Here is a 22,287-nt window from a genome sequence, read left to right as displayed (position 1 = left end):
TGAGACTATGGCGAACGAAATAAATAATCTGGTCGTTAGACTTTCCCTTGATAACGTAAACTTTCGACAAGGTATCTCAAATTCAGGTCGTGCAGTCAGGACGCTGCAGAACGAGTTAAAATCCGTAAGTACAGGAATGGGCGGTTTTGCTAATGCTAGTCAGCAAACACAAGCGAAATTGAATACGCTCACTCGACTAATTGAAGCTCAGAAAGAAAAAGTTAAGGCATTACGCCAAGCTTATGATCAAAATAAAGCTAAATTAGGAGAAAATGATGCTGCTACTCAGCGGTACGCTGCACAAGTCAATAAAGCTGTTGCGGATTTAAATAGATTTGAGAATGAACTCAAACAAGTGAATCGTCAGGCTCAACAAACAGCAATGGATAAATTAAATAATTCATTGAAATCTTTACAAGCTGAATTCCAAGCGGTTACAACTGGAATGCATGGATATACCAATGCTACTGAACAGACGCGAGCAAAAATTGATGTTCTATCTCGTATGGTAGATAAACAAAAGGAGAAAATTAGGGAACTTCAGTCAGCTTATAATCGAGCTAAAACTGAAGAAGGGGAAGCAAGTCAGTCAGCGCAACGTTATGCAGAACAAATTCATAGGGCAACCGCTGAATTAAATCGATTTGAACAAGGATTACGACAGTCAAATCATGAACTCGAGCAACAAGGGAATCGGCTACTGAATTTTGGAAATCGTATGGAAACACTGGGCAATCATTTGCAAAATGCAGGAAGTCAAATCGGTATTGTTTTTGGTGGAATGACGTATGCAATAGGACGTGGTTTAAAGTCCGCAATTACAGAATCTATGAATTTTGAACAGCAAATGGCCAATGTTAAAGCTGTATCTGGTTCTACTGGAGAAGAAATGAAAAAATTAAGTGAATTAGCTGTCAACATGGGGGAAACAACAAAGTATTCTTCTGTAGAAGCGGGAAAAGGTATTGAGGAATTAATAAAGGCTGGTGTCAGTTTAACAGATATTATTAACGGAGGTCTATCAGGCGCTCTGAACTTGGCAACTGCTGGGGAACTAGATTTAGGTGAAGCGGCAGAAATCGCATCAACGGCCTTAAATGCGTTTAAAGCAGATCATCTTTCAGTAGCGGATGCAGCTAACATATTATCAGGTGCAGCAAACGCATCAGCAACAGATGTACGCGAATTAAAATATGGCCTTGCTGCTTCTTCAGCAGTAGCGGCAGGAGCAGGGATGACATTTAAAGATACAGCTACAACTTTGGCGGTATTCGCCCAAAATGGTTTAAAAGGTTCAGATGCAGGTACTTCATTAAAAACCATGCTCATGCGTTTAAATCCAACAACAAAAGAAGCATATAACAAAATGAGAGATTTAGGTCTTATAACATACAACGCGCAAGCTGGATATGATTTTCTTGTTAAAAATGGTATACAACCAGCGTCAAGGAGCGTTGGTGATATTGAACAAGCTATAGAAGGATATGTAATGAAAATAGAAGGTGCGAAAAAATGGAATGACAAGTGTGATACGACATTCCGTGAATTAGCCACGAGCTCAGCTTTCTTATCATCAAAATTTTATGATCAACAGGGGCATATTCAAAGTTTAGAAAATATTTCAGGGACACTTCATGAATCGATGAAAGGTTTAACAGACCAGCAACGAAGTATGGCTTTGGAAACATTATTCGGTTCGGATGCCGTACGTGGTGCGACTATTCTCTTTAAAGAAGGAGCAAATGGGGTCAATGAGATGTGGGATGCAATGTCTAAAGTTACGGCTGCTGATGTTGCGAAAACAAAGATTGATACTCTCCAAGGAAGAATTGTTTTATTAGATTCAGCATTTTCTACAATGAAAAAGACAATTGGTGATGCACTTGCTCCTGTAGTTAGTGCTTTTGTTGCTGGTTTACAAAAACTTGTTGATGGATTCAACTCTTTACCTGCTCCTGTACAAAAGGCAATAGCAATCACAGGTGGTATTGTCCTTGCTTTAACAGCTGTTGCTGCTGCAATTGGTGTAGTTTTAGCTGCAGTTGGGATGATTATGTCAGGTATTGGAGCGTTAGCAACATCATTAGGAATTGCTGGTGGCGCTGCAGGTCTTGCTGGTGCGGCGGTGGGAATGTTAGGAAGCGCATTAGGAGTGCTTCTTGGGCCTGTCGGTTTAATAGCAGCTGCTCTTATTGGAACTGGAGTTGTCGCATATAAGGCATATCAAAAAGCAACTGAAGATAGTATTGCTTCAGTTGATCGCTTTGCTACGAATACAGAAGGGAAAGTAAGCGCATCGACCAAGAAAGTTCTTGGCGAGTATTTCAAGTTATCTGATGGTATTAGACAAAAGTTAACTGAAATTAGATTGAATCATGAAGTAATAACAGAAGAACAGTCACAGAAGTTGATTGGTCAATATGATAAATTAGCTAATACAATCATTGAAAAAACCAATGCAAGGCAGCAAAAAGAAATTGAAGGACTTAAAAAGTTCTTTGCTGATTCATATGTGTTAACCGCTGAAGAAGAGAACAAACGAATTGAACAGTTAAATCAGCATTATGAACAAGAAAAGCTAAAAACACAAGAAAAAGAAAATAAAATTAAAGAAATTCTACAAACAGCCGCTAGGGAAAATAGAGAATTAACAACATCCGAGCGCATCTCGTTACAAGCATTACAGGATGAAATGGACAGAGTTGCTGTTGAGCATATGTCTAAAAATCAAATGGAGCAAAAGGTTATTCTTGAAAATATGCGTGTGCAGGCTAGTGAAATTTCAGCTAGACAGGCAGCGGAAGTTGTAGAGAATAGCGCTAAAGCAAGGGATAAGGTTATTGAAGATGCGAAGAAAACTCGCGATGAAAAAATTGCTGAGGCGATTCGTCAGCGTGATGAAAATAAAACTATTACTGCTGATGAAGCGAACGCAATCATTGCTGAGGCAAAACGTCAGTATGATAGTACAGTTTCTACAGCAAGAGATAAGCATAAGGAAATTGTGAGTGAAGCAAAAGCGCAAGCGGGAGAACATGCAAATCAAGTTGATTGGGAAACTGGTCAGATAAAATCCAAATACCAAGTAATGAAAGATGATGTAATTCAAAAGATGAAAGAAACTTGGTCAGGTATAACGAAATGGTGGGAAGAAACCAAAACTTCAGCCGACAACAAGGTAGAAGAAATAAAAAATACAGTTTCAAGAAAATTTGAGGAACAGAAAAAAGCTGTTAATGATAAAATGCGGGAGATAAAGAGCGATATTGAAGATAAGTGGAATACAGTTGAAAAATTCTTCAGCACTATAAATCTACGTTCCGTCGGTAAATCAATTATAGAAGGTCTTGAAAAAGGTTTGGATGATGCGACAGGTGGTTTATATAGTAAGGCGAAAAGCATTGCTGGAGAGATTAAAAAGACTATTTCTGGAGCGTTAGAAATTAACAGTCCATCTAAAGTGATGATTCCAGTCGGTAGCGCAGTTCCAGAGGGTGTTGGAGTTGGTATGGATAAAGGGAAACGATTTGTTGTCGATGCAGCAAAAAATGTAGTCGGAACCGTTAAGAAGCAGATGGGGAATATGCCATCTATTTTTGATTTTGGATTCCAAACAAATCAATATAGTATCCCGCAAAATACGTTTGGCAATTTTAGCGGATATACGCAACCGCAATTAGCTTATAACAACCCATCTATGGCAAAAACTATATTCCCAGATAGAGCGGGTAGAGAGCAAGAACTGAAATTAACTGTAAATATGACAAATGTTTTAGATGGAAAAGAGCTTGCAAATGGAAGTTACACCTACACTACAAAACTTCAAGATCGTGAACAAAAAAGAAGAGCGGAATTTTAAGGGTGGTGAACATGTTGGAGAAACTCAGTTTTACTTTTAATAAGATTAGAAAAGATTATATTCAAATGCTAGTCGGAAGAAAACGTCCTTCGTGGGCTCCAGTTAAAAGAAAATTAGTAAGAGTCCCTCATCGCGCAGGGGCTCTTTTTATTAATACAGAAACAGAGGAACGTCGTATTGATGTTCCTCTTGTCATTAAAGCAAAAAAAGATATAGCGGATTTGCAAAAGATAAAAGAAGATTTAGCAGATTGGCTATATACAGAGCAACCTGCTGAACTTGTTTTTGATGATGAATTAGATAGGACGTATCTAGCGTTAATTGATGGTTCTGTAGACCTGGATGAAATAGTTAATAGAGGTAAAGGGGTTATTACTTTTGTTTGTCCAATGCCATATAAATTAGGAAAACAAAATACTCATACGTTTACTCAAAACTGGTCCACTGAAATCACTACTTCTTTCGTCAATCAAGGTAATGTAGAAGCGCCTCCAATTATTGAGATTGAGGCCAAGAAACCGAGTACATTTTTAGATGTATGGTATGGTGAGTATCCGTATAATCGTGATTATTTTAGAATCGGTTATCCGTTGAAAACAGAGCAACTACCTGTTGAAAGAAATCAAAGGCTTATATGGGATGAAATGGCTACCACTGTAGGTTGGAGTAAAGTCAGTTCGATGGAAGATGGCGAACCGATTGGCGAAATGAAATCAGATAAATATCAATTTTATTGTTCTGATTTTGGTACTAGTTCAGGGAAAGGGTGGCATGGTGCAGCTGTTAAAAAAAATATCCCCGGTGGCCCAGTACAAGATTTTATTATGCAAGCTTACGTTACATGTAAGAGTAAAAGAATCAATGAAATGGGACGGGTTGAGATAGCGATATTGGATGAAAATAGCAAGGTGCTTTCAAAAATTGCTATGTCTGATGTGTTTTGGCAAGCTGAACAAAATTTCGGAACAATGGTAATTGGATATGATAATAAGCCGGGAAAAATAGGTTTGATTTATGAGAGTGGTGATTATCCGAATACATGGAATCAATATTACGGAAGATTGTGGATAGCTAGAACGGGAAATGTGTGGGAGGCTTATATCTCGAAATTCCTTCCGGGGACAGAAAAGGATGATTCAGAACGATTTGCAAGGTGGACGGATGAAAATAACTATCATATGGAAAAAGCAGCACAAATCCAGATCAGTATTATGCAATGGCAAGATGTACCGCCAGTAGAAGCAATGACCGTTTCAGATTTGAAATTCTGGAAAGTGAATTTAAATACTCAAAATAATCCGCCTTACATTTTTAATACGGGAGACAAGATTATAATTGATACAGAAAAAAGTCTTGTAACCATTAACGGTAAAAATGCGATTAATTTAAAAGACATTTTTAGTAATTTTCCAACTGTCATACGTGGTGAGAATCGTATCGATATAATGCCACCAGATGTTAAAGCAACTGTTAGTTATAGGGAGAGATACAGATGAGAACACCAAGCGGGATTTTGCATGTTGTGGATTTCAAAACAGATCAAATCGTTGCAGCTATTCAGCCAAATGACTATTGGGATGATAATAGGCGTTGGGAACTAAAAAACAATGTTGATATGCTGGATTTCACTGTTTTTGATGGAACTACTCATTCAGCTACATTACAACAACAAAATCTTGTTCTAAAAGAAGTTCGCGATGGAAGAGTTGTACCATATGTCATTACAGAAACAGAGAAGAATTCAGACAAACGATCCATTACCACATATGCTTCAGGAGCTTGGGTTCAAATTGCTAAATCAGGTATTATAAAACCACAAAGGATAGAAGGTAAAACAGTAAACGAATTTATTGATATGGCTCTTGTAGGCATGAAATGGAAACGTGGAAAAACAGATTATGCAGGTTTTCACACTATGACCATTGATGAATTTATGGATCCGTTAACCTTTTTGAAGAAAATAGCTTCTTTGTTCAAATTAGAAATTCAATACCGTGTTGAGGTTCAAGGGTCACAAATAGTTGGATGGTATGTCGATATGATTCAAAGGCGTGGCCGAGATACTGGTAAAGAAATAGAGTTAGGTAAAGATTTGATAGGTGTTACACGTATTGAACATTCAAGAGATATTTGTACAGCGTTAGTCGGATTTGTAAAAGGTGAAGGCGATAGTGTAATCACTATTGAAAGTATTAACAGGGGACTTCCGTATATTGTCGATAATGATGCATTTCAACGATGGAACGAACGTGGTAAGCATAAGTTTGGTTTTTATACGCCAGAAACAGAAGAGTTAAATATGACGCCACAACGTTTAATGACGTTAATGGAAATAGAACTGAAAAAACGTATTAACTCTTCAGTTTCGTATGAAGTAGAGGCACAATCGATCGGTCGCATTTTCGGACTAGCGCATGAACTAATCAATGAAGGAGATACAATCCGAATCAAAGATACAGGCTTCACACCTAAGCTATATCTTGAAGCGCGTGTTATTGCTGGTGACGAATCATTCACTGATCCTGCACAAGATAAATACGAATTTGGGGATTATAGAGAGATAGTAGACCCAAACGAGGAATTACGGAAGATTTACAACCGAATCCTTAGTAAATTCGGTGAGAAACAAGAAATGCTGGATCAGCTAGATAAATTGGTGAAAGAAGCTAATGAAACAGCAAGTAACGCTAAGAAAGAATCAGAAGCAGCGAAAACACTTGCTGAAAAGGTACAAGAGAATATTAAAAACAATACTGTTGAAATTATAGAAGCTAAGAATCCACCAACAACAGGGCTTAAACCTAATAAAACGCTTTGGCGTGATATTAGTAACGGAAAGCCCGGCGTTTTAAAAATATGGACAGGTACAGCTTGGGAATCGGTTGTACCAGATGTTGAATCCGTTAAGAAAGAAACACTTGAGCAGGTTAATAAAGATATTGAGGCCACAAAAACAGAATTAAACCAAAAGGTACAAGAAGCACAGAATCAAGCTACAGGACAATTCAATAAAGTACAGGAAGGTTTACAAGGGGTCAGTCGTACAATTTCTAATATCGAAAATAAACAAGGTGAAATCGATAAGAAAGTAACTCAGTTTGAACAGGATTCTAATGGATTTAAAACCTCTATTGAATCGTTAACAAAAAAAGATACTGACATTAGCAATAAATTAAATACAGTTGAATCTACTGTAGAAGGTACAAAGAAGACTATTTCTGATGTGCAGCAAACAACAAGTGAGCTTAAGAAAACAACTACTGAAATAGAAGAAAAAGCTGGGAAAATCAGTGAGAAGTTGACGAGTGTAGAAACAAAGGTTAATAGTGATAAAGCTGGTGGACGTAACCTTTTATTAAAATCAAATGTTAAATATGAAAAAACAGACTATCTAATCAATCAATATTCTCTAACTGAAAATTTCTTTGCGGGTGAGGAATATACCTTTGTAATTAAAGGGAGTGTCCCACAAGGGCAGAAATTTGAAATTTGGCAGAATGGTGGGTCTAGCAATGTTGGATATGCAACAAGTGTTTACGCGAATGGAATAACTTATGTAACCTTCAAAGCAGTTGCAGCTACAAGTGGAAATGAACGAAAGTTAAGCTTATATAACTATCCGAGTAGTACTACGAAATCTATTGTGGAATGGGTTGCCTTGTATAAAGGGAATAAGCCGCAAGATTGGACAGCACCGCCTGAAGAACAGGTAACAACGGATGAGTTCACTCAGAAAACAACTGAAATTGCAAAAAGCGTCGATGGAATTAAAGAAACAATTACAAAAGTGGAAAACAATCAAGGTGGATTTGATAAGCGTGTTGCAACTGTAGAAAAAGATGCAACTGCCATTAAACAAAATGTCTCTTTAATACAAAATACGCAGACAGAACAAGGAAGACAATTACAAGAGGCGAAAGCTGGATGGGAAAATACTGCGAAAGCACTTGAAGGTAAAGTTGAGCTTAAACAAGTAGAGGATTATGTTGCTGGGTTTAAGATTCCAGAGTTGAAGCAAAAAGTTAATCAGAATAAACAAGATTTATTAGATGAATTGGCTAACAAACTTGCAACGGAGCAATTTGACCAAAAAATGACTCAAATCAATAACCGTTTTACTATCAATGAAGAAGGTATCAATGCCGCAGCCAAAAAGACAGAGGTATATACAAGGATACAAGCAGATGGACAATTTGCAAAAGATTCTTATGTAAGAGATATGGAAACCCGTCTTCAGTTAACTGAAAAGGGTGTTAGTATATCAGTAAAAGAAAATGATGTAATCGCAGCATTCAATATGAGTAAAGAAAACATTACTTTGAATGCGAACAGGATTAACTTAAAAGGTTTTATTACAGCGAGTCATATTAAAGGACAAGTTTTAGAAGGAGTAACACTTAAAACGAGTGGAAATAGATTTGTTGAAATAAATAAGCAAGACATGAAGATTTTCGATTCGGATAAGCCACGTGGCTATATAGGATTTATGGAAACAAATGATGGAAGTATTCAACCTTCACTCGTCCTTGGTTCTGACAATATTAAATACAGGGGTACAGGATCGTTTTATATTTATCAAGTCATGCCGCGAATTAATGGAGTCGATCAACCTTCTAAAGCATATGCAAAATTTGGGGTTTCTAAAGGAGAAAGTGCAGAAGGAACTAATATTTGGTCAAATTATATTCAAATGCAGAATGACGGTGGACATCTGAGCGTATATTCAGATGGACAATTTCGTTTTAAAAACTTGAATGATATTATTTTTGAATCTGAAGGATGGGCTCCAGGATATGGTCACTTCTTTGTAACTACAACTGAACCACATTCTTTTACAAATAACTGGGGACAGTTTACTTTCAGAAGAAAAGGTAGTGACTATGAAATACATTTCATAAACGGCGCCACTGATCATGATTTAATCATGGGTAATGCAATGATAAGGTCAAGTTTTGTACAAGGTTATAACAATGGCTTGCAGATTAAAGATATGATGGGTAAGGGATGGAAAGATATAGAATTAAGAACATTACGAGCGCAAGAGAATATTAGTGCTGTTGGGCAAATGTGGGCAAAAGCATTTAACCCTACGTCAGCTAGAAATATGAAAGAAAACATAAAAGATATCCCTTTCTCAGCTCTTGAGAAAATCATGAATTTAACTATTAAACAATACAACTTTAAAGATGATATGTATGATCTGTATCAAATGCGTATGAACAAGTCAGAAGAACAAACAGAACCATATACAACGAGAGATATCGAAACCTATTTCGGCATGATTGCAGACGATACTGAAGATATATTTACAGATAAAGAGAAACGAGCCATTAATCTATATAATACTGTCTCTATTTTCATTGCAGCTTTTCAACAACAGTATCGTGAATTTATCCATTTAACAGAACAGGTTAAAAAGAATACCGAAGAGTTAAATGTAGTTAAAGAAGAAAATATACAATTAAAAGAGCAGGTTAATATACTTGCGATTAACGTGTCCACATTAACTGATTTAGTTCAAAAATTAATAAACGAGAAACCAGAGCAGCAGTTATAAGCTGGTCTTTTTTTATTGCCTAAAAAGGGGTGATTAAAGTGGAAGGGTTACAGGATGTGAGGAACGATGTTCAAGAAATAAAGCAAGATATCAAGGACATTCGTTTAGAAATGAAAAGTCTAGAAATTCGAACGACAGGTAACGAAAAAGACATTATTAATATCAATAAACAATTAGATAAAATCAGCGCCAATACAACTTGGATTTTGCGTTTAATTGTTGGAGGGATTATTGGAACCGTTCTCACTTTCCTATTGAAAGGAGGTGGTATGTAATGGTTAGTGTTGCTGTAATAATTGGTGTTGTTGTTGGGCTATCGCAGATTGTAAAAACAATTGGGTTACAAACAAAATATGTTCCGTTATTGAATTTAACGCTTGGCATTGTGCTAGGCGTTTTGTTTTTGGACGGAAACATCAAAACAAATGTATTTCAAGGAATCATCATTGGACTGTTTGACCACACAAAAATTATGAAAAAGGATGCTGATGTAAAATGAAAAAGACATTAAAACAAATTTCTTCTATAGTTCTTACAGCTATTCTAGTGTTATCCATTACAACAAGTGCTTTTGCTGACAGAATATTAATCATTCCTGATTTACCGAAGCAAGGATATAGAAATGGAGTAGGAGCGTATGAAGGTGTAGTTGCACATAGTACAGCGACTCCAGAAGCTCCAGCAATCAATATTCAACGCTATGAAACACGTACTTGGAGAAGTGCATTTGTACATTATGCAGTTGACTGGGATGAAGTCATTCAAATTGCAGATACACGTTATATTGCGTATGGTGCTGGGCCAGCTGCTAACGCACGTTTTGTACACGTTGAACTTTGTGAGACTTCAGATTATAGCAAGTTTAAGCGAAGCTATGACAAGTATGTAAAATTATTAGCAAAAATTTTACGTGATCGTGGACTTTCAGTAGAAAAAGGACTATGGACACATGATGACGTAAGGAAATATCTTGGTGGGACCACTCACACTGATCCACTGGATTATCTAAAAAAACATGGTATATCTGAAGCTCAATTCCGAGCAGATGTAAAACGTGCATATAATAACACGGGTATTTCTATTCCTGAACAACCTTCTAAACCAGCGGAAAAACCAACAGCCAATGTAGAAGGTGTAGCTTACATTGAAGGATATAGTGTAAATTTACGCAAAGGCCCAGATGCAAGCTATTCTGTTATTCGTCAATTAAATAAACCAGAGGCTTATAAAGTTTGGGGAGAAAAGGACGGATGGCTAAATTTAGGTGGAGATCAGTGGATAAAATATAATCCATCGTATATCCGATTTGAAAAGAAAGAAGCTGTAAGTTCAGTCGCTGGAAAACGTGTAGTGTCGAAAGTGAATAATCTCAGATTTTACAGCGCTCCATCGTGGGAAGATAAGAATGTCGCAGGTACTGTAGATACGGGATTAGGCTTTACAATTGATGCAACAGTAAGCGTTAATGGATCGTTGCAATATAAAGTACACAATAGCAAAGGTAAAACATACTATGTAACAGCAAATGAAGCCTATGTGTATGTTAGAGTAATGGTGTAGTGAGTTTATTTAATATTTTTAAAGGACTGTTTAAATGTTTCGGCAGTCCTTTTCTTTTATTTTTAAACCCTATTATATTGAATTTTCTCTTTTCGATTTTATGGAATTTAAAGGTAGTTATCTATTGCATATTTGTTTTAGTTTTGTAATGTTGACGAATGTGCTTGTTTTTTTTGAATAGTACGAGCATTCGTTCTGTTTGATGTGCATATGCTGTAGAAGAAGTATTTTAGCCCAACAATATTTTTATTAGGAGGGATATAAGTGTCCCCAAAAAAAAATAACGACGAAGGTGAATTTTTATCTGCAGCCGCATTTGATCCTAATACTATAGGCCCCACACTACCACCGCTCCCTTCAATTACTCTTCCTCCTTTTGTTACAGGTCCGACCGGTCCTAGGGGTCCAACCGGCCCTCAGGGAGTTCAAGGATTACAAGGTGTTCCTGGCCCAATTGGTCCAACCGGCCCTCAGGGAGTTCAAGGATTACAAGGCGTTCCTGGTCCGGTTGGCCCAACCGGACCTCAGGGAGTTCAAGGATTACAAGGCGTTCCTGGCCCAATTGGTCCAACCGGTCCCCAAGGTCTACAGGGGATTCAAGGTTCAACGGGCCCAACCGGTCCCCAAGGTTTAATTGGCCCGACTGGTTCATCAGGTGGCCCACCCGGCCCGACTGGCCCAACCGGACCATCTGGCGGACCACCTGGCCCAACCGGTCCAACCGGTCCGCCAGGTGGTCCAACGGGCCCGACTGGTCCAACGGGCCCAACTGGTTCCTCTGGTCCGCAAGGCGAACAAGGGTTACAAGGAATACAAGGTCCTATAGGTCCAACCGGTTCCCAAGGAGTTCAAGGAATACAAGGTGAACAAGGTCTTATAGGTCCAACCGGTCCCCAAGGAGTTCAAGGGATACAAGGTGAACAAGGTCCAATCGGTCCAACTGGACCTCAAGGAGTTCAAGGAATACAAGGTGAACAAGGCCCACCTGGTTTTACAGGATCTCAAGGTCCTATAGGCCCAACGGGCCCAACCGGTTTAACAGGAGCTACTGGAGCGACAGGTCCCCAAGGAGTTCAAGGAATACAAGGTCCCCAAGGAGCCATAGGTCCAACCGGTTTAACAGGAGCTACTGGAGCGACAGGTCCCCAAGGAGTTCAAGGAATACAAGGTCCCCAAGGAGCCATAGGTCCAACCGGTTCAACAGGAGCTACTGGAGCGACAGGTCCCCAAGGAGTTCAAGGAATACAAGGTCCCCAAGGAGCCATAGGTCCAACCGGTTTAACAGGAGCTACTGGAGCGACAGGTCCCCAAGGAGTTCAAGGAATACAAGGTCCCCAAGGAGCCATAGGCCCAACCGGTTCAACAGGAGCCACTGGAGCGACAGGTCCCACATTTTCAACTTCTTTTAGAAATTCATGGGATTTTAGTACTACACCTCAAGTTATACCTTTTGGAGCTAGTGTACCACTAAATGCTGATGGACCTAGTACTCCTGATATAACAAGAGTTGGAAGTGTAATCACAGTAAATACTTCAGGCACATACTATGCTTGGTTTGCAATCACAGTTGACGGAGAAAATGCAGGTGGATTTTCTATATTTGTAAATGAATTTCAAGTACCTGGAGATGTAGGAATAGTTGATAATACTGGAACAGGACCTCATCAAGTAAGTGGTGTTAAGTTATTAAATTTACTAGCAGGAGATCAAATTACTATACGCAATGTTACAATTCCAGCAACTCCAATCACATTGCCAGGAAATTCCGGTAACGTTCAAATTCCAGACGTTGTACAGTTTGTTATATTTAGAATAGCCTAAGCTTTGTGAAGAGATATAAAAATTTTCAACATATTTTAAAACAAATTTATTAATGAGTGCTTACACAAATACCTAGTGCACGACAACAAAGGTAAAACATACTATATCACAACAAATGAAGTCTATGTAAAGTAAAAAGAGGGATTCCTAACTTATTGGGAATCCCTTTTTTTATTGTGTCCATTCAATTAGCGTACGTTTATTACATCTATGACAAATAAAAGCCTCTGCTTTATGTACAACAGGTTGTTTTTTATTACAGCTAGGACATTTCACAAATTGTTTTCCCATTGCTTTATACATGAAAATAACTGAGAAAAATGCTAATCCAATACCAGGTAAAATACCGATGATAGTAAAGAATAATGCTACTGAAATAAGTAGACCTAATATGCCGATTGACAAGTATATTAATCTTTTTAATTGATTACCTGTAGAACTTTTCTTTTCTTCTAATTCAATAATAAAGGTTTCACCGTCCGCAGTTTTACGCAATTCCATAAAATCCCCTCCCTTAAATTAGATGAATCATACCAATTAAAAACATGGTAGGAAACTTGAATTTAGTCAGTATCTATCCATATGTCTTCAATCTGCATATCAAGGGCTTTTGCTATACGCATAGCAACTCGTAATGTCGGTTCGCTTTTCCCTCTAACTATCATACTTAATGTTTGATCTGTTATGCCAGCTCTTTTTGCTAATGCAGATTGTTTAATCATTCTATCGGCTAAAATCATTTTTAATTTGCACTCCATAAAATCCCTCCCTTTAAAACATTCAATCAATTTTTTGAAAAACCTTTTGATTTTTTTGTTGTTGGACAAACAAGTTTTTGTTTTCTAGTTCATATACCTATATTACTTCCATTTGGAAGACCACAAGGAAGAAGAGGCAACAAGAGGGGAGAGGTCTATATGCGTTGGCAATATAACCATTTAAACACAACTCCATATTTACATCCTTCAAAAGAGTTAAGATCTATGTACAACGAATCAAGATCAAGAGCAGAAACTGAATCAATTTTAAATCACATGAGAAGCCATAAAGTTTTTAATAACAAAGAGTACAAAGGGTATTTTAATTTATCGCAGGTAGTGGAGGAAGATTTATATGGTGAGGAAGAAGATGTTTTAAATTGGGAGATTTTAATGGATTGTTATGATGTTGTCCTTACAAGAAAGGGTATTGTATTTCGCGAAAAGGAAGAGGAGGAATAATCATGACACTTGCAGGAGAAGCGGTAGTTATTTGGACTGCAACAGGATTATCTGTAGTCGCTATGAAAGTAGCTGAAAAAATGGGAAAAAGTGTTCCACATTGGCTTCCACGTGTCACCTTGTACACAACACTTACAGGCTCGTTTCTATACCTTCTACGTTATGTTCTCGTTTTATTTCTATGAGGGAATACGATGTGGAAACCTTTTATTCCTTATGTCATAAGGAGTTTGGCTTGTATGCACATATTCCTTGAAACAGGGATATATACCCTCTATAAGAGGGATATAAGGAGTGATTATATGCTGGAGTTGTTATCAGTACCATTCGCAGGTTTAATTTTCGCCATATTTGGCGGGAGGCTCGAAGGAAGAGAGAGTGATCGAAAGAAAATACAAGTTTTTTTCGAAGTAAGCGGAATTGCGATACGTAGAGAGGACAGATTACAGTATCCAGTTTTTCTTGAACAAAAAGAAGATGATCGAAGTACAACTTATATATATCGGTTGCCTGTAGGAATGCCGAGTAAAATTATTCAGAAGGTGGAGGATGTTGTCTCTGAAGGGCTAAGTAAACCTGTCCGAATTGATTATGATAATTACAAGTTAAAGATTCGTGTGTTTCATAGAGATATACCGAAAAAATGGTCATGGTCAAAAGATTTGGTGGCAGAAGGAAGTTGGTGTGTTCCAATGGGCCAAAGTTTAGAAAAACTTGTCTATCATGATTTTGATAAAACACCACATATGACACTAGGTGGTCTCACTCGAATGGGTAAGACGGTGTTTCTAAAGAATGTAGTTACTTCACTTACTTTAGCGCAACCAGAACATATTAATTTATACATTATTGATTTAAAAGGCGGTTTGGAGTTTGGGCCGTATAAGAATTTAAAACAAGTAGTTTCTATTGCTGAAAAGCCCACAGAAGCTTTTATGATATTAACTAATATTCTCAAGAAGATTGAAGAGAAAATGGAATATATGAAAGGTAGACATTACACAAATGTTGTAGAAACAAATATCAAAGAGCGTTACTTTATTATAGTAGACGAAGGAGCTGAACTTTGCCCAGATAAAAGTATGAAAAAAGAACAACAAAGGTTATTGGGAGCTTGTCAACAAATGCTTTCTCATATAGCGCGCATAGGTGGTGCTTTAGGGTTTAGATTGATTTTTTGTACACAGTATCCGACAGGGGATACATTACCACGCCAAGTGAAACAAAATAGTGATGCAAAATTAGGTTTTAGGCTACCAACTCAAACGGCCTCAAGTGTTGTTATAGATGAAGCAGGATTAGAAACGATAAAAAGCATTCCCGGACGTGCGATTTTCAAAACTGATAGACTTACAGAAATACAAGTGCCTTACATTAGTAACAAGATGATGTGGGAGCATTTAAAAGGATACGAGGTGGAGAAACATGAGAATGCAAACACATATGCAAATCAACCGTCAAATGGCGATACTTGCGACGATTAGAAAGCTACAGTTTGCAACGAGAAGGCATTTAATGAGTGTTCATGAGATGGGCGGAATAAGAAATGCAAATCGAATCATGAAAGATTTATCTACGTATACAAGTAAGCTAGTTTACAATAAAGAGCATGTATATTATTTAAACCAATCAGGACATAAGTTGTTCGGTGAAGGTAAAGTTGTACATCATGGTAAAGTTGCACACGCTATTTTACGTAATGAGGCTTGGTTACATTTATTTTGTCCAGATGATTGGCAAGTAGAAACTGAAATTAAATATATAAAAGATAATAAAAAGAAAAAAATAATTCCAGATGTGAAATTTCGTGATGAGGACGGAATACTTCATGCCGTAGAAGTAGATCGTACCCAGAAAATGATAGTAAACGATGAGAAATTAAAAAAATATGAAGAGTTAACGCAAATTTATAAACAGAAGCATAACGGAAAAGTGCCAGTTATTCATTTCTTTACAATCACAAAATACAGAGAAAAGAAGTTAGAACAACTGGCAAATAAATATAATGTGTTTGTAAAAGTATATGTAATCGCTGCTACTTAATGATGAAAAAAGAGCTGATCATTTTCGAATGATTAGCTCTTTTTTATGTATTGTATTACATCGTCTATTTTGTAAATTTTATTAATTCCTTTTTCTGCAGCAATGGTATTCAAAGCATCAATGATAGCTTCAAGTGAATCAAAACGAACAGCATTAGCATTACCATTCACCAAATCACTAATTGTGTTGTATCTTACTTGGGATTCTGTAGACAACTTATTTTTCGTGATCCCCAATTCATCTAAAGAATTTCCGAGTGTGAATTTCATTTTATTCTCCTCCGCAACACTGGTTATCTTGTACCCATTTTACAACATCAATCGAAATTAGTAAAACTTTTTTCGTTCAACTATTGACGTTGAATATTTGGAGGGTTATAATTCAACTTAAATAGTTCAACTTTTATAGTTGAACTAAAAAGGAGGAACAAACATGCAAAGATTAAATGATTATTTTGGTTTAGAAAGTAAATCGGATCTTGTATGGTTTTATGGTTTCTACACAGTTTCTGCGATTTTAATTGTAATTAATATGATTATTGTACTTATATAATTAGGGGGTAAGGAGATGCTTAGTTCAGCAAGTTACACACAATACAAAGAACTACAATCATTCCAATCAGTAGAAGAGATGAATGAAGCGATATGTTCTTTTTTATACAAACATGCACATGAACTATCTGAGTCAGCAATAAAAGTATTGAAATTTCTAGCAAGGCATTCTTGCAAGATTCCAGGTGTATCTTTCCTGAAGGTAGGAACAATTGCTGAAGCATTAAATATAAGCGATCGAACTGTCCGTAGGGTATTAAAAGTGTTAGAGGATTTTGAGGTAGTAACTAGACATAAAACAATTCGAACGGAAGGGAAATTACGTGGAGGGAATGGGCATAACGTCTATGTCCTTCTAAAAAAATATAGTGTCACACCGAATGTCCTACCGAAAATGTCACAGCGACAAGATGAAGAAAACCCTACAGAATCAAAGGTTTTCGATGCAAAATCGGACAAGGAAACTAAGCTTTCTGAATCACATCCTCTAGAAGAATTAAAAAACGAATTAAACGTAAAAGAAAGGTCAGCAAGGGAATCTAAAGAAATCGAATTAGAGGATTTAGATGAAACTTTCACACCAGAAAATGTACCAAGCCAATTCAGAGATGTGGTAGCCCCATTCTTCAAATCAGCAGATAAAATTTATAAACTGTATCATCGAGTATTAATGGCTTATAAACGTTCAAAAATAGACAAGCCTATTGAACAAGTAATAAATCAAGCGATTCAAGCATTCAAAGAAACTGTTTTCGCAGAAAAAGCAAATAAAATTAGAAGTACTTTTGAAGGTTATTTTTATAGAATTGTTGAAAGTAAGTTTATAGTGGAACGAAGAAAAGAGTGTAGAGACACCTTATATGATTGGCTTACAGAATAAGTAAAAAGGATTGTAGGGATAAGATTTTGTTTGTATACTTTAATCATTCACATTTTATTGATATGAGTAATTATAACTAGTAAAGATGGTGATTTGATTGAAGTATGCAGTTTATGTTCGGGTATCTACAGACAGGGACGAACAAGTCTCATCTGTAGAAAATCAAATCGATGTATGTCGATATTGGTTAGATCAGCATGGGTATGATTGGGATGAAAACTCAATATATTTTGATGATGGTATTACGGGCACGGTTTTATTAGAACGACATGCAATGCAACTTATACTAGAGAAAGCTAAAAAACGTGAATTACAGATGGTGTTATTCAAATCAATCCATCGTTTAGCGCGTGATTTAAAAGATGCTCTAGAGATTAAAGAAATACTTATTGCTAATGGGATTCGATTAGTCACAATCGAAGAGGGATACGATAGCCATTACGAAGGAAAAAACGATATGAAGTTTGAAATGTTTGCTATGTTCGCATCGCAATATCCGAAAACTTTATCTGTATCTATATCGGCAGCTTTATCAGCTAAAGTTAGGAGAGGGGAGCATACAGGTGGGCGTTTGCCTTTTGGTTATTCTGATCGTGAGAAGAAATATGTAATTAATGAGGAAGAAGCTGAGATTGTTAGAGAAATCTATGATATGTATTCAAAAGGAATTGGATATATAGGAATTGCAAAAATATTAAACGAAAGAGGCATCCCATCAAAAACTGGCGGTAAATGGCAAATGTCTTCCGTGCAAAGAATTATTAAGAATCCAATTTATAAAGGTGACTATATATTAAATCAGTACACTACAGTAAAGGTTTCAGGTCGTAAGAAACAAATAAAAAATCCTGAAGAAAAATGGACAATATTTAAAAAACATCATCCTGCCATTGTATCTGAGGAACAGTGGGAATTAGTAAATAAGCCGCGCTCTGCTAAAAAGAGAAGGCCTGCACTATGGAATGAATTTCGAGGGATAATGTTTTGCGCGCATTGTGGCTCAGCAATGCAAGTTGTATATAGCGCTAAGAAAAAGAAAGATGGAACTAAGGAAGAGTGGAGATACTTAAAGTGCTCTAGATATAAACGATACGGAAGTGATGAATGTGTACGCCACGCTCCAATTCAATATCATGAATTTCGTGAGTTTATATTAGAGAATTTGAAAGAAAAAGAAAAACAGTTAGAAACGGAATTCAATTTGAATGAAGAAAGTTCAAATGCAGAGAAGAAAAACAAATTACAAAGAGAAATACAAAGGATTGAAGAAAAGAGAAAAAAACTGATTGATTTATATATGGAAGAACTTATTGAAAAAGAAGAATTTTTGAGTCGCCGCAACGAATTAGAGAAGACTATAAAGGAAAAAGAAGTTCAATTTGTGTCGATGGAGGATAAGAGCGAAGTTAAACAAACTCAAGATGAATTTAGAAAAGCTTTTGCTTTGTTAGATGAAAGTAAGAATTTGTATGAAGAGTTTAAAAGGATTATAGATAGGATTGAGATATTTGAGAACGGGGATATAAAAATCGTCTACAGGATAGAAATGTAGTCTTAACTATCTACAATTATGCATAACAAACGCAATGCAAAAGCTAGGGGTTAAAGGACGTTCACAAGCAGTTGTGGAGCTTCTTCGTATGGGAGAGCTCGAATTATAAGAAAGCAGCCGACTTTTATATAAAAGTCGGCTATTTTTTGTTTGCTTCACTTGCTATATGAATGATAAGAACACTCCATACATAAATAGGTAATAAGGAGGGGATATGTTGAAAAGGATACTGTTAGTTTCAACAAGTGCTCATGATATGAATGGACACCCGACTGGTTTGTGGCTGGAAGAGCTCGCAGCTCCTTATCATGTATTTAAAAAGGCTAAGTTTGATGTTGATATTGTGTCAATAAAAGGTGGGAGAGTACCTATAGATAGAGTGTCTATTCCGAATGGTATACCTCGCGAATTCAAGCATGTAGCTTCTTTATTGCAAAATACGAGGCCGATTTCAAATGTTCATTTTTCGGATTATGATGCGGTTTTATTTTGTGGTGGGCACGGGGCGATTGTAGATTTTCCAGGTAATCCATATGTAGCAAATTTGATTGAGAATATGTATAACAATAACCGGATTGTAGCGGCTGTTTGTCACGGAGTAAGCTCTTTAGTCGGTGTGAAAAATAAGGATGGCTCGTTTTTTGTTGCGGGTAAGCGTATAACAGGTTATACAAACGATGAAGAAAGAGCTGTACATTTAGAAAAGCGCGTTCCGTTTTTGTTAGAAAGTAAGTTGAAAGAAGAAGGAGCTTTGTTTTATGTAGCCCCCAATTTTACGCCGCATGTAGTAGTAGATGGTCATTTAATTACAGGACAAAATCCACAGTCTAGCGTGGAAATAGGTAAGGCTATAAAAAGGGCTGTAAATAAATTATCGTCATTTTAATTTCTGCTCATTTCTTCTTATTAATGGGAATGTCTTCTTTTCAAAAAAAGATGGAGCAATGAATATGCACTTTATATAGAAGAAACCGACTTTCTTATAGAAGGTCGGTTATTTTTCTATCTTGCAAATTACGAAAAAAAGGAGCAAAATAAAAAAGGTCCTAGTCTATACATGGGCAAATGAAAATTTTCATACAGAAGCATTTGAAGTGAGCGAACTTAAAGTGTGTAAAATATAATGATAAACATAAAAGATGATGAATGAGAAAACGGGTGATGAAGTTGAATAGAGCAATCGGTGTTATCGATTCAGGAGTTGGCGGTTTAACAGTAGCGAAGGAATTAATTCGTCAATTGCCGAAAGAGCGTATCATATATTTAGGAGATACAGCACGTTGTCCTTATGGTCCACGTTCTCGAGAAGAAGTACGTCAATTTACGTGGGAAATGACGGAGCATTTACTAGATTTAAATATTAAAATGTTAGTTATTGCGTGTAATACAGCAACTGCAGTTGTATTAGAAGAGATGCAAAAACAATTACCAATTCCAGTAGTAGGAGTTATTCACCCAGGATCACGTACAGCTTTAAAAGTGACAAACACGTATCACGTTGGGATTATTGGAACGATTGGAACGGTGAAAAGTGGTGCATACGAAGAGGCGTTAAAGTCTATTAATAACCGTGTTATGGTAGAAAGTTTAGCTTGTCCACCTTTCGTTGAACTTGTAGAGAGTGGGAATTTCGAAAGTGAAATGGCGTATGAAGTTGTAAGAGAAACGCTGCAACCACTGAAAAGTACCGATATTGATACACTTATATTAGGTTGTACACATTATCCGATTTTAGGACCTGTTATTAAAAAAGTAATGGGAGATAAAGTGCAACTAATTAGTTCTGGTGATGAAACAGCACGTGAAGTAAGTACAATCTTATATCATAGTAAAATGTTGAATGAAGGAGAAGAACAAAGCGATCATCTCTTCTTAACAACAGGAAAAATAGGCTTGTTTAAAGAAATTGCATCAAAATGGTTTGGTCAACCGATTGAAAATGTGAAGCATATTCATTTAGAAAAAGAATAATAGTAGAATTTATATAAGTGAGCTCCTGAGAAATCAGGAGCTTTTGTTTTATCTTGCTATTTGCTGGGTAGTAAGACCCCTGCTGATTAAAGTTTCAATTTATAAGAGGCACAGCTTGTTCTAAAACGTGAAACAGCTCGTATACATAATAGTACAAACTTAGATTTTAGGGGGGAATGGCATGCCTAAATCCACTTTTAAATGGGTTGTTGGTGCTACTGTGAGCGCTGTTTTACTAACAGGGTGTGGCTTTATAAATCAAGAGAAAGCAACTGAACAAATTGATCCGCCAAAACAAGTTACGTATACAGAGGGTGGGAAGAAAGAAGTAGCTAAAAAAGATAAGCAAGGGCAAATGGTAAATAGAGAACTATACCTTGTTGATAAAAATGGTTATGTTGTACCACAAACGTTAGCTATACCTACTCCGAAAGCAAATGAGACTGTGAAGCAAACGTTAGAATACCTTGTGAAAGATGGACCGGTAACGAATTTATTACCAAATGGGTTTCGTGCAGTCATTCCGGCGAATACAACGATGACCTTAGATTTGAAAAAGGACGGAACGGCAGTTATTGATTTCTCTAAAGAAATGAAAAACTATGCGAAAGAAGAAGAGCGTCAAATCGTTGAATCTATAGCTTGGACGTTGACGCAATTTACAGAGATAAAACAAGTGCAGTTCCAAATAAATGGTGAGAAATTGGCAAAGATGCCGGTTGGTGGTACACCGCTTGGTGAAGGAGTGAGCCGTGCAAATGGTATTAACTTCGATGATGAACAAGTAGCAGATGTAACAAATACAAAACCAGTCACACTGTATTTTATGGCGCAAAATAATAATAAACAGCAATACTACGTACCAGTCACACGCCGCGTTGCGGAAGGTAAAGAAAATGACTATGCAGCAATTATAGATGAGCTTGTAAAAGGTCCGATCCATCAATCGCTCCTGAATGATTTTAATCCAGGCGTTAAGCTTATTACGAATCCGAAATTACAAGACGGAAATCTTACATTAAACTTTAATGAAAATATATTTGTAAACCCAGATAAAAATATGATTTCAAATTACGTATTGAAGTCGTTAGTTTTATCTTTAACTGAAAAGAAAGGCGTGAAAAGCGTTTCTATTGAAGTAAATGGTAAAGCAAATCTTATAGATGAAAAGGGCGGAAAGTTAATAAAACCGGTAGATCGTCCAGAAAACGTGAATACAGGTAGTTTTTAATCGCCAATAATTTGATATACTTAAGTAAGAAAGGGGAATTGC

19 protein-coding genes and 2 pseudogenes are annotated in these 22,287 nt (G+C 36.7%); 18 read left to right on the top strand and 3 right to left on the bottom strand.

Annotated features, from left to right (window positions below):
- Positions 1-7: 7 nt before the first annotated feature.
- The 7 genes and pseudogenes from NST86_RS22860 to NST86_RS22830 form a co-directional block, all read left to right on the top strand.
- Positions 8-3,859 carry a phage tail tape measure protein gene (locus NST86_RS22860; RefSeq protein ID WP_340934369.1) on the top strand — a complete coding sequence of 1,284 codons (3,852 nt, stop codon included), beginning with the start codon at positions 8-10 and terminating at the stop codon, positions 3,857-3,859.
- An 11-nt stretch (positions 3,860-3,870) separates the two neighbouring features.
- On the top strand, positions 3,871-5,355 hold the full coding sequence (locus NST86_RS22855; protein ID WP_340934365.1) for a distal tail protein Dit: 1,485 nt from the start codon (positions 3,871-3,873) through the stop codon (positions 5,353-5,355).
- Positions 5,352-9,416 (top strand): phage tail spike protein, encoded by a 4,065-nt coding sequence (locus NST86_RS22850; protein ID WP_340934363.1) that lies wholly within the window; start codon positions 5,352-5,354, stop codon positions 9,414-9,416. Before NST86_RS22855 ends, NST86_RS22850 begins: the two co-directional genes overlap by 4 nt.
- Before the next feature lie 38 nt (positions 9,417-9,454).
- A complete protein-coding gene (locus NST86_RS22845; RefSeq protein WP_340934358.1) occupies positions 9,455-9,691 on the top strand; it encodes a hemolysin XhlA family protein in 237 nt (78 codons plus the stop codon).
- A complete protein-coding gene (locus NST86_RS22840; protein ID WP_340934355.1) occupies positions 9,691-9,915 on the top strand; it encodes a holin in 225 nt (74 codons plus the stop codon). The genes NST86_RS22845 and NST86_RS22840 overlap by 1 nt, the downstream gene beginning before the upstream one ends.
- Positions 9,912-10,976, top strand: coding sequence for an N-acetylmuramoyl-L-alanine amidase (locus tag NST86_RS22835; protein ID WP_340934353.1), 1,065 nt, complete (start codon positions 9,912-9,914; stop codon positions 10,974-10,976). Before NST86_RS22840 ends, NST86_RS22835 begins: the two co-directional genes overlap by 4 nt.
- Before the next feature lie 333 nt (positions 10,977-11,309).
- Positions 11,310-12,797: pseudogene (locus NST86_RS22830) on the top strand (collagen-like protein); the annotation flags it as partial.
- A 171-nt stretch (positions 12,798-12,968) separates the two neighbouring features.
- Here the strand turns inward: NST86_RS22830 and NST86_RS22825 are convergent.
- Entirely contained in the window at positions 12,969-13,298 is a 330-nt protein-coding gene (locus NST86_RS22825; RefSeq protein WP_340934349.1) for a hypothetical protein, read from the bottom strand.
- Positions 13,299-13,360: 62 nt separating this feature from the next.
- Positions 13,361-13,555, bottom strand: coding sequence for a helix-turn-helix transcriptional regulator (locus tag NST86_RS22820; protein WP_340934345.1), 195 nt, complete (start codon positions 13,553-13,555; stop codon positions 13,361-13,363).
- Positions 13,556-13,714: 159 nt separating this feature from the next.
- On the opposite strand from NST86_RS22820, the gene NST86_RS22815 reads away from it, so the two are divergent.
- From NST86_RS22815 to NST86_RS22800, 4 genes are all read left to right on the top strand, one after another.
- Positions 13,715-14,017, top strand: a complete 303-nt coding sequence (locus NST86_RS22815; protein ID WP_340934343.1) for a hypothetical protein — start codon at positions 13,715-13,717, stop codon at positions 14,015-14,017.
- A 2-nt stretch (positions 14,018-14,019) separates the two neighbouring features.
- Entirely contained in the window at positions 14,020-14,202 is a 183-nt protein-coding gene (locus tag NST86_RS22810) for a hypothetical protein (RefSeq protein WP_000170787.1), read from the top strand.
- A gap of 117 nt (positions 14,203-14,319) precedes the next feature.
- Complete coding sequence (locus tag NST86_RS22805; protein WP_340934341.1) at positions 14,320-15,501, top strand: FtsK/SpoIIIE domain-containing protein; 1,182 nt, start codon at positions 14,320-14,322, stop codon at positions 15,499-15,501.
- Positions 15,443-16,060 (top strand): replication-relaxation family protein, encoded by a 618-nt coding sequence (locus NST86_RS22800; RefSeq protein ID WP_340934340.1) that lies wholly within the window; start codon positions 15,443-15,445, stop codon positions 16,058-16,060. The genes NST86_RS22805 and NST86_RS22800 overlap by 59 nt, the downstream gene beginning before the upstream one ends.
- A 32-nt stretch (positions 16,061-16,092) precedes the next feature.
- Here NST86_RS22800 and NST86_RS22795 read toward each other — a convergent pair whose 3' ends face one another.
- Positions 16,093-16,329, bottom strand: a complete 237-nt coding sequence (locus NST86_RS22795) for a helix-turn-helix domain-containing protein (protein ID WP_000673258.1) — start codon at positions 16,327-16,329, stop codon at positions 16,093-16,095.
- Between the two features lie 163 nt (positions 16,330-16,492).
- On the opposite strand from NST86_RS22795, the gene NST86_RS22790 reads away from it, so the two are divergent.
- From NST86_RS22790 to gerM, 7 genes and pseudogenes are all read left to right on the top strand, one after another.
- Positions 16,493-16,612, top strand: coding sequence for a DUF3961 domain-containing protein (locus NST86_RS22790; protein WP_001189355.1), 120 nt, complete (start codon positions 16,493-16,495; stop codon positions 16,610-16,612).
- Between the two features lie 15 nt (positions 16,613-16,627).
- The gene (locus NST86_RS22785; RefSeq protein ID WP_340934333.1) at positions 16,628-17,491 is read left to right on the top strand and encodes a helix-turn-helix domain-containing protein; all 864 of its coding nucleotides are present in this window, start codon (positions 16,628-16,630) and stop codon (positions 17,489-17,491) included.
- 97 nt (positions 17,492-17,588) lie between these two features.
- Positions 17,589-19,043: a recombinase family protein gene (locus NST86_RS22780; protein ID WP_340934331.1), complete on the top strand. Its 1,455-nt coding sequence runs from the start codon at positions 17,589-17,591 to the stop codon at positions 19,041-19,043.
- Between the two features lie 22 nt (positions 19,044-19,065).
- Positions 19,066-19,152 (top strand): annotated as a pseudogene (gene gerE / locus NST86_RS22775) (spore germination transcription factor GerE); the annotation flags it as partial.
- A gap of 105 nt (positions 19,153-19,257) precedes the next feature.
- The gene (locus NST86_RS22770) at positions 19,258-19,929 is read left to right on the top strand and encodes a type 1 glutamine amidotransferase domain-containing protein (RefSeq protein ID WP_016118682.1); all 672 of its coding nucleotides are present in this window, start codon (positions 19,258-19,260) and stop codon (positions 19,927-19,929) included.
- Between the two features lie 275 nt (positions 19,930-20,204).
- Positions 20,205-21,014 carry a glutamate racemase gene (gene racE / locus NST86_RS22765; protein WP_000774005.1) on the top strand — a complete coding sequence of 270 codons (810 nt, stop codon included), beginning with the start codon at positions 20,205-20,207 and terminating at the stop codon, positions 21,012-21,014.
- 181 nt (positions 21,015-21,195) lie between these two features.
- The gene (gene gerM / locus NST86_RS22760; protein ID WP_016118681.1) at positions 21,196-22,245 is read left to right on the top strand and encodes a spore germination protein GerM; all 1,050 of its coding nucleotides are present in this window, start codon (positions 21,196-21,198) and stop codon (positions 22,243-22,245) included.
- Positions 22,246-22,287: the final 42 nt, after the last annotated feature.

Origin of the sequence: Bacillus sp. FSL L8-0199 (assembly GCF_038005705.1) — a bacterium.
GTDB lineage: Bacteria > Bacillota > Bacilli > Bacillales > Bacillaceae_G > Bacillus_A > Bacillus_A cereus.
Note: the sequence above shows the minus strand (reverse complement) of the source record. Positions and strands in the feature narration are given on the sequence as shown.

Bases quoted from the DNA above. Each gene is read 5' to 3' on its own strand.
- NST86_RS22860 (WP_340934369.1), top strand. From the start codon at position 8: ATGGCGAACGAAATAAATAATCTGGTCGTTAGACTTTCCCTTGATAAC.
- NST86_RS22840 (WP_340934355.1), top strand. From the start codon at position 9,691: ATGGTTAGTGTTGCTGTAATAATTGGTGTTGTTGTTGGGCTATCGCAG.
- NST86_RS22820 (WP_340934345.1), bottom strand. From the start codon at position 13,555: ATGGAGTGCAAATTAAAAATGATTTTAGCCGATAGAATGATTAAACAA.
- NST86_RS22825 (WP_340934349.1), bottom strand. From the start codon at position 13,298: ATGGAATTGCGTAAAACTGCGGACGGTGAAACCTTTATTATTGAATTA.
- NST86_RS22835 (WP_340934353.1), top strand. From the start codon at position 9,912: ATGAAAAAGACATTAAAACAAATTTCTTCTATAGTTCTTACAGCTATT.
- NST86_RS22795 (WP_000673258.1), bottom strand. From the start codon at position 16,329: ATGAAATTCACACTCGGAAATTCTTTAGATGAATTGGGGATCACGAAA.
- gerM (WP_016118681.1), top strand. From the start codon at position 21,196: ATGCCTAAATCCACTTTTAAATGGGTTGTTGGTGCTACTGTGAGCGCT.
- NST86_RS22810 (WP_000170787.1), top strand. From the start codon at position 14,020: ATGACACTTGCAGGAGAAGCGGTAGTTATTTGGACTGCAACAGGATTA.
- NST86_RS22850 (WP_340934363.1), top strand. From the start codon at position 5,352: ATGAGAACACCAAGCGGGATTTTGCATGTTGTGGATTTCAAAACAGAT.
- NST86_RS22790 (WP_001189355.1), top strand. From the start codon at position 16,493: ATGCAAAGATTAAATGATTATTTTGGTTTAGAAAGTAAATCGGATCTT.
- NST86_RS22815 (WP_340934343.1), top strand. From the start codon at position 13,715: ATGCGTTGGCAATATAACCATTTAAACACAACTCCATATTTACATCCT.
- NST86_RS22800 (WP_340934340.1), top strand. From the start codon at position 15,443: ATGAGAATGCAAACACATATGCAAATCAACCGTCAAATGGCGATACTT.
- NST86_RS22770 (WP_016118682.1), top strand. From the start codon at position 19,258: ATGTTGAAAAGGATACTGTTAGTTTCAACAAGTGCTCATGATATGAAT.
- NST86_RS22785 (WP_340934333.1), top strand. From the start codon at position 16,628: ATGCTTAGTTCAGCAAGTTACACACAATACAAAGAACTACAATCATTC.
- racE (WP_000774005.1), top strand. From the start codon at position 20,205: ATGAAGTTGAATAGAGCAATCGGTGTTATCGATTCAGGAGTTGGCGGT.
- NST86_RS22805 (WP_340934341.1), top strand. From the start codon at position 14,320: ATGCTGGAGTTGTTATCAGTACCATTCGCAGGTTTAATTTTCGCCATA.
- NST86_RS22855 (WP_340934365.1), top strand. From the start codon at position 3,871: ATGTTGGAGAAACTCAGTTTTACTTTTAATAAGATTAGAAAAGATTAT.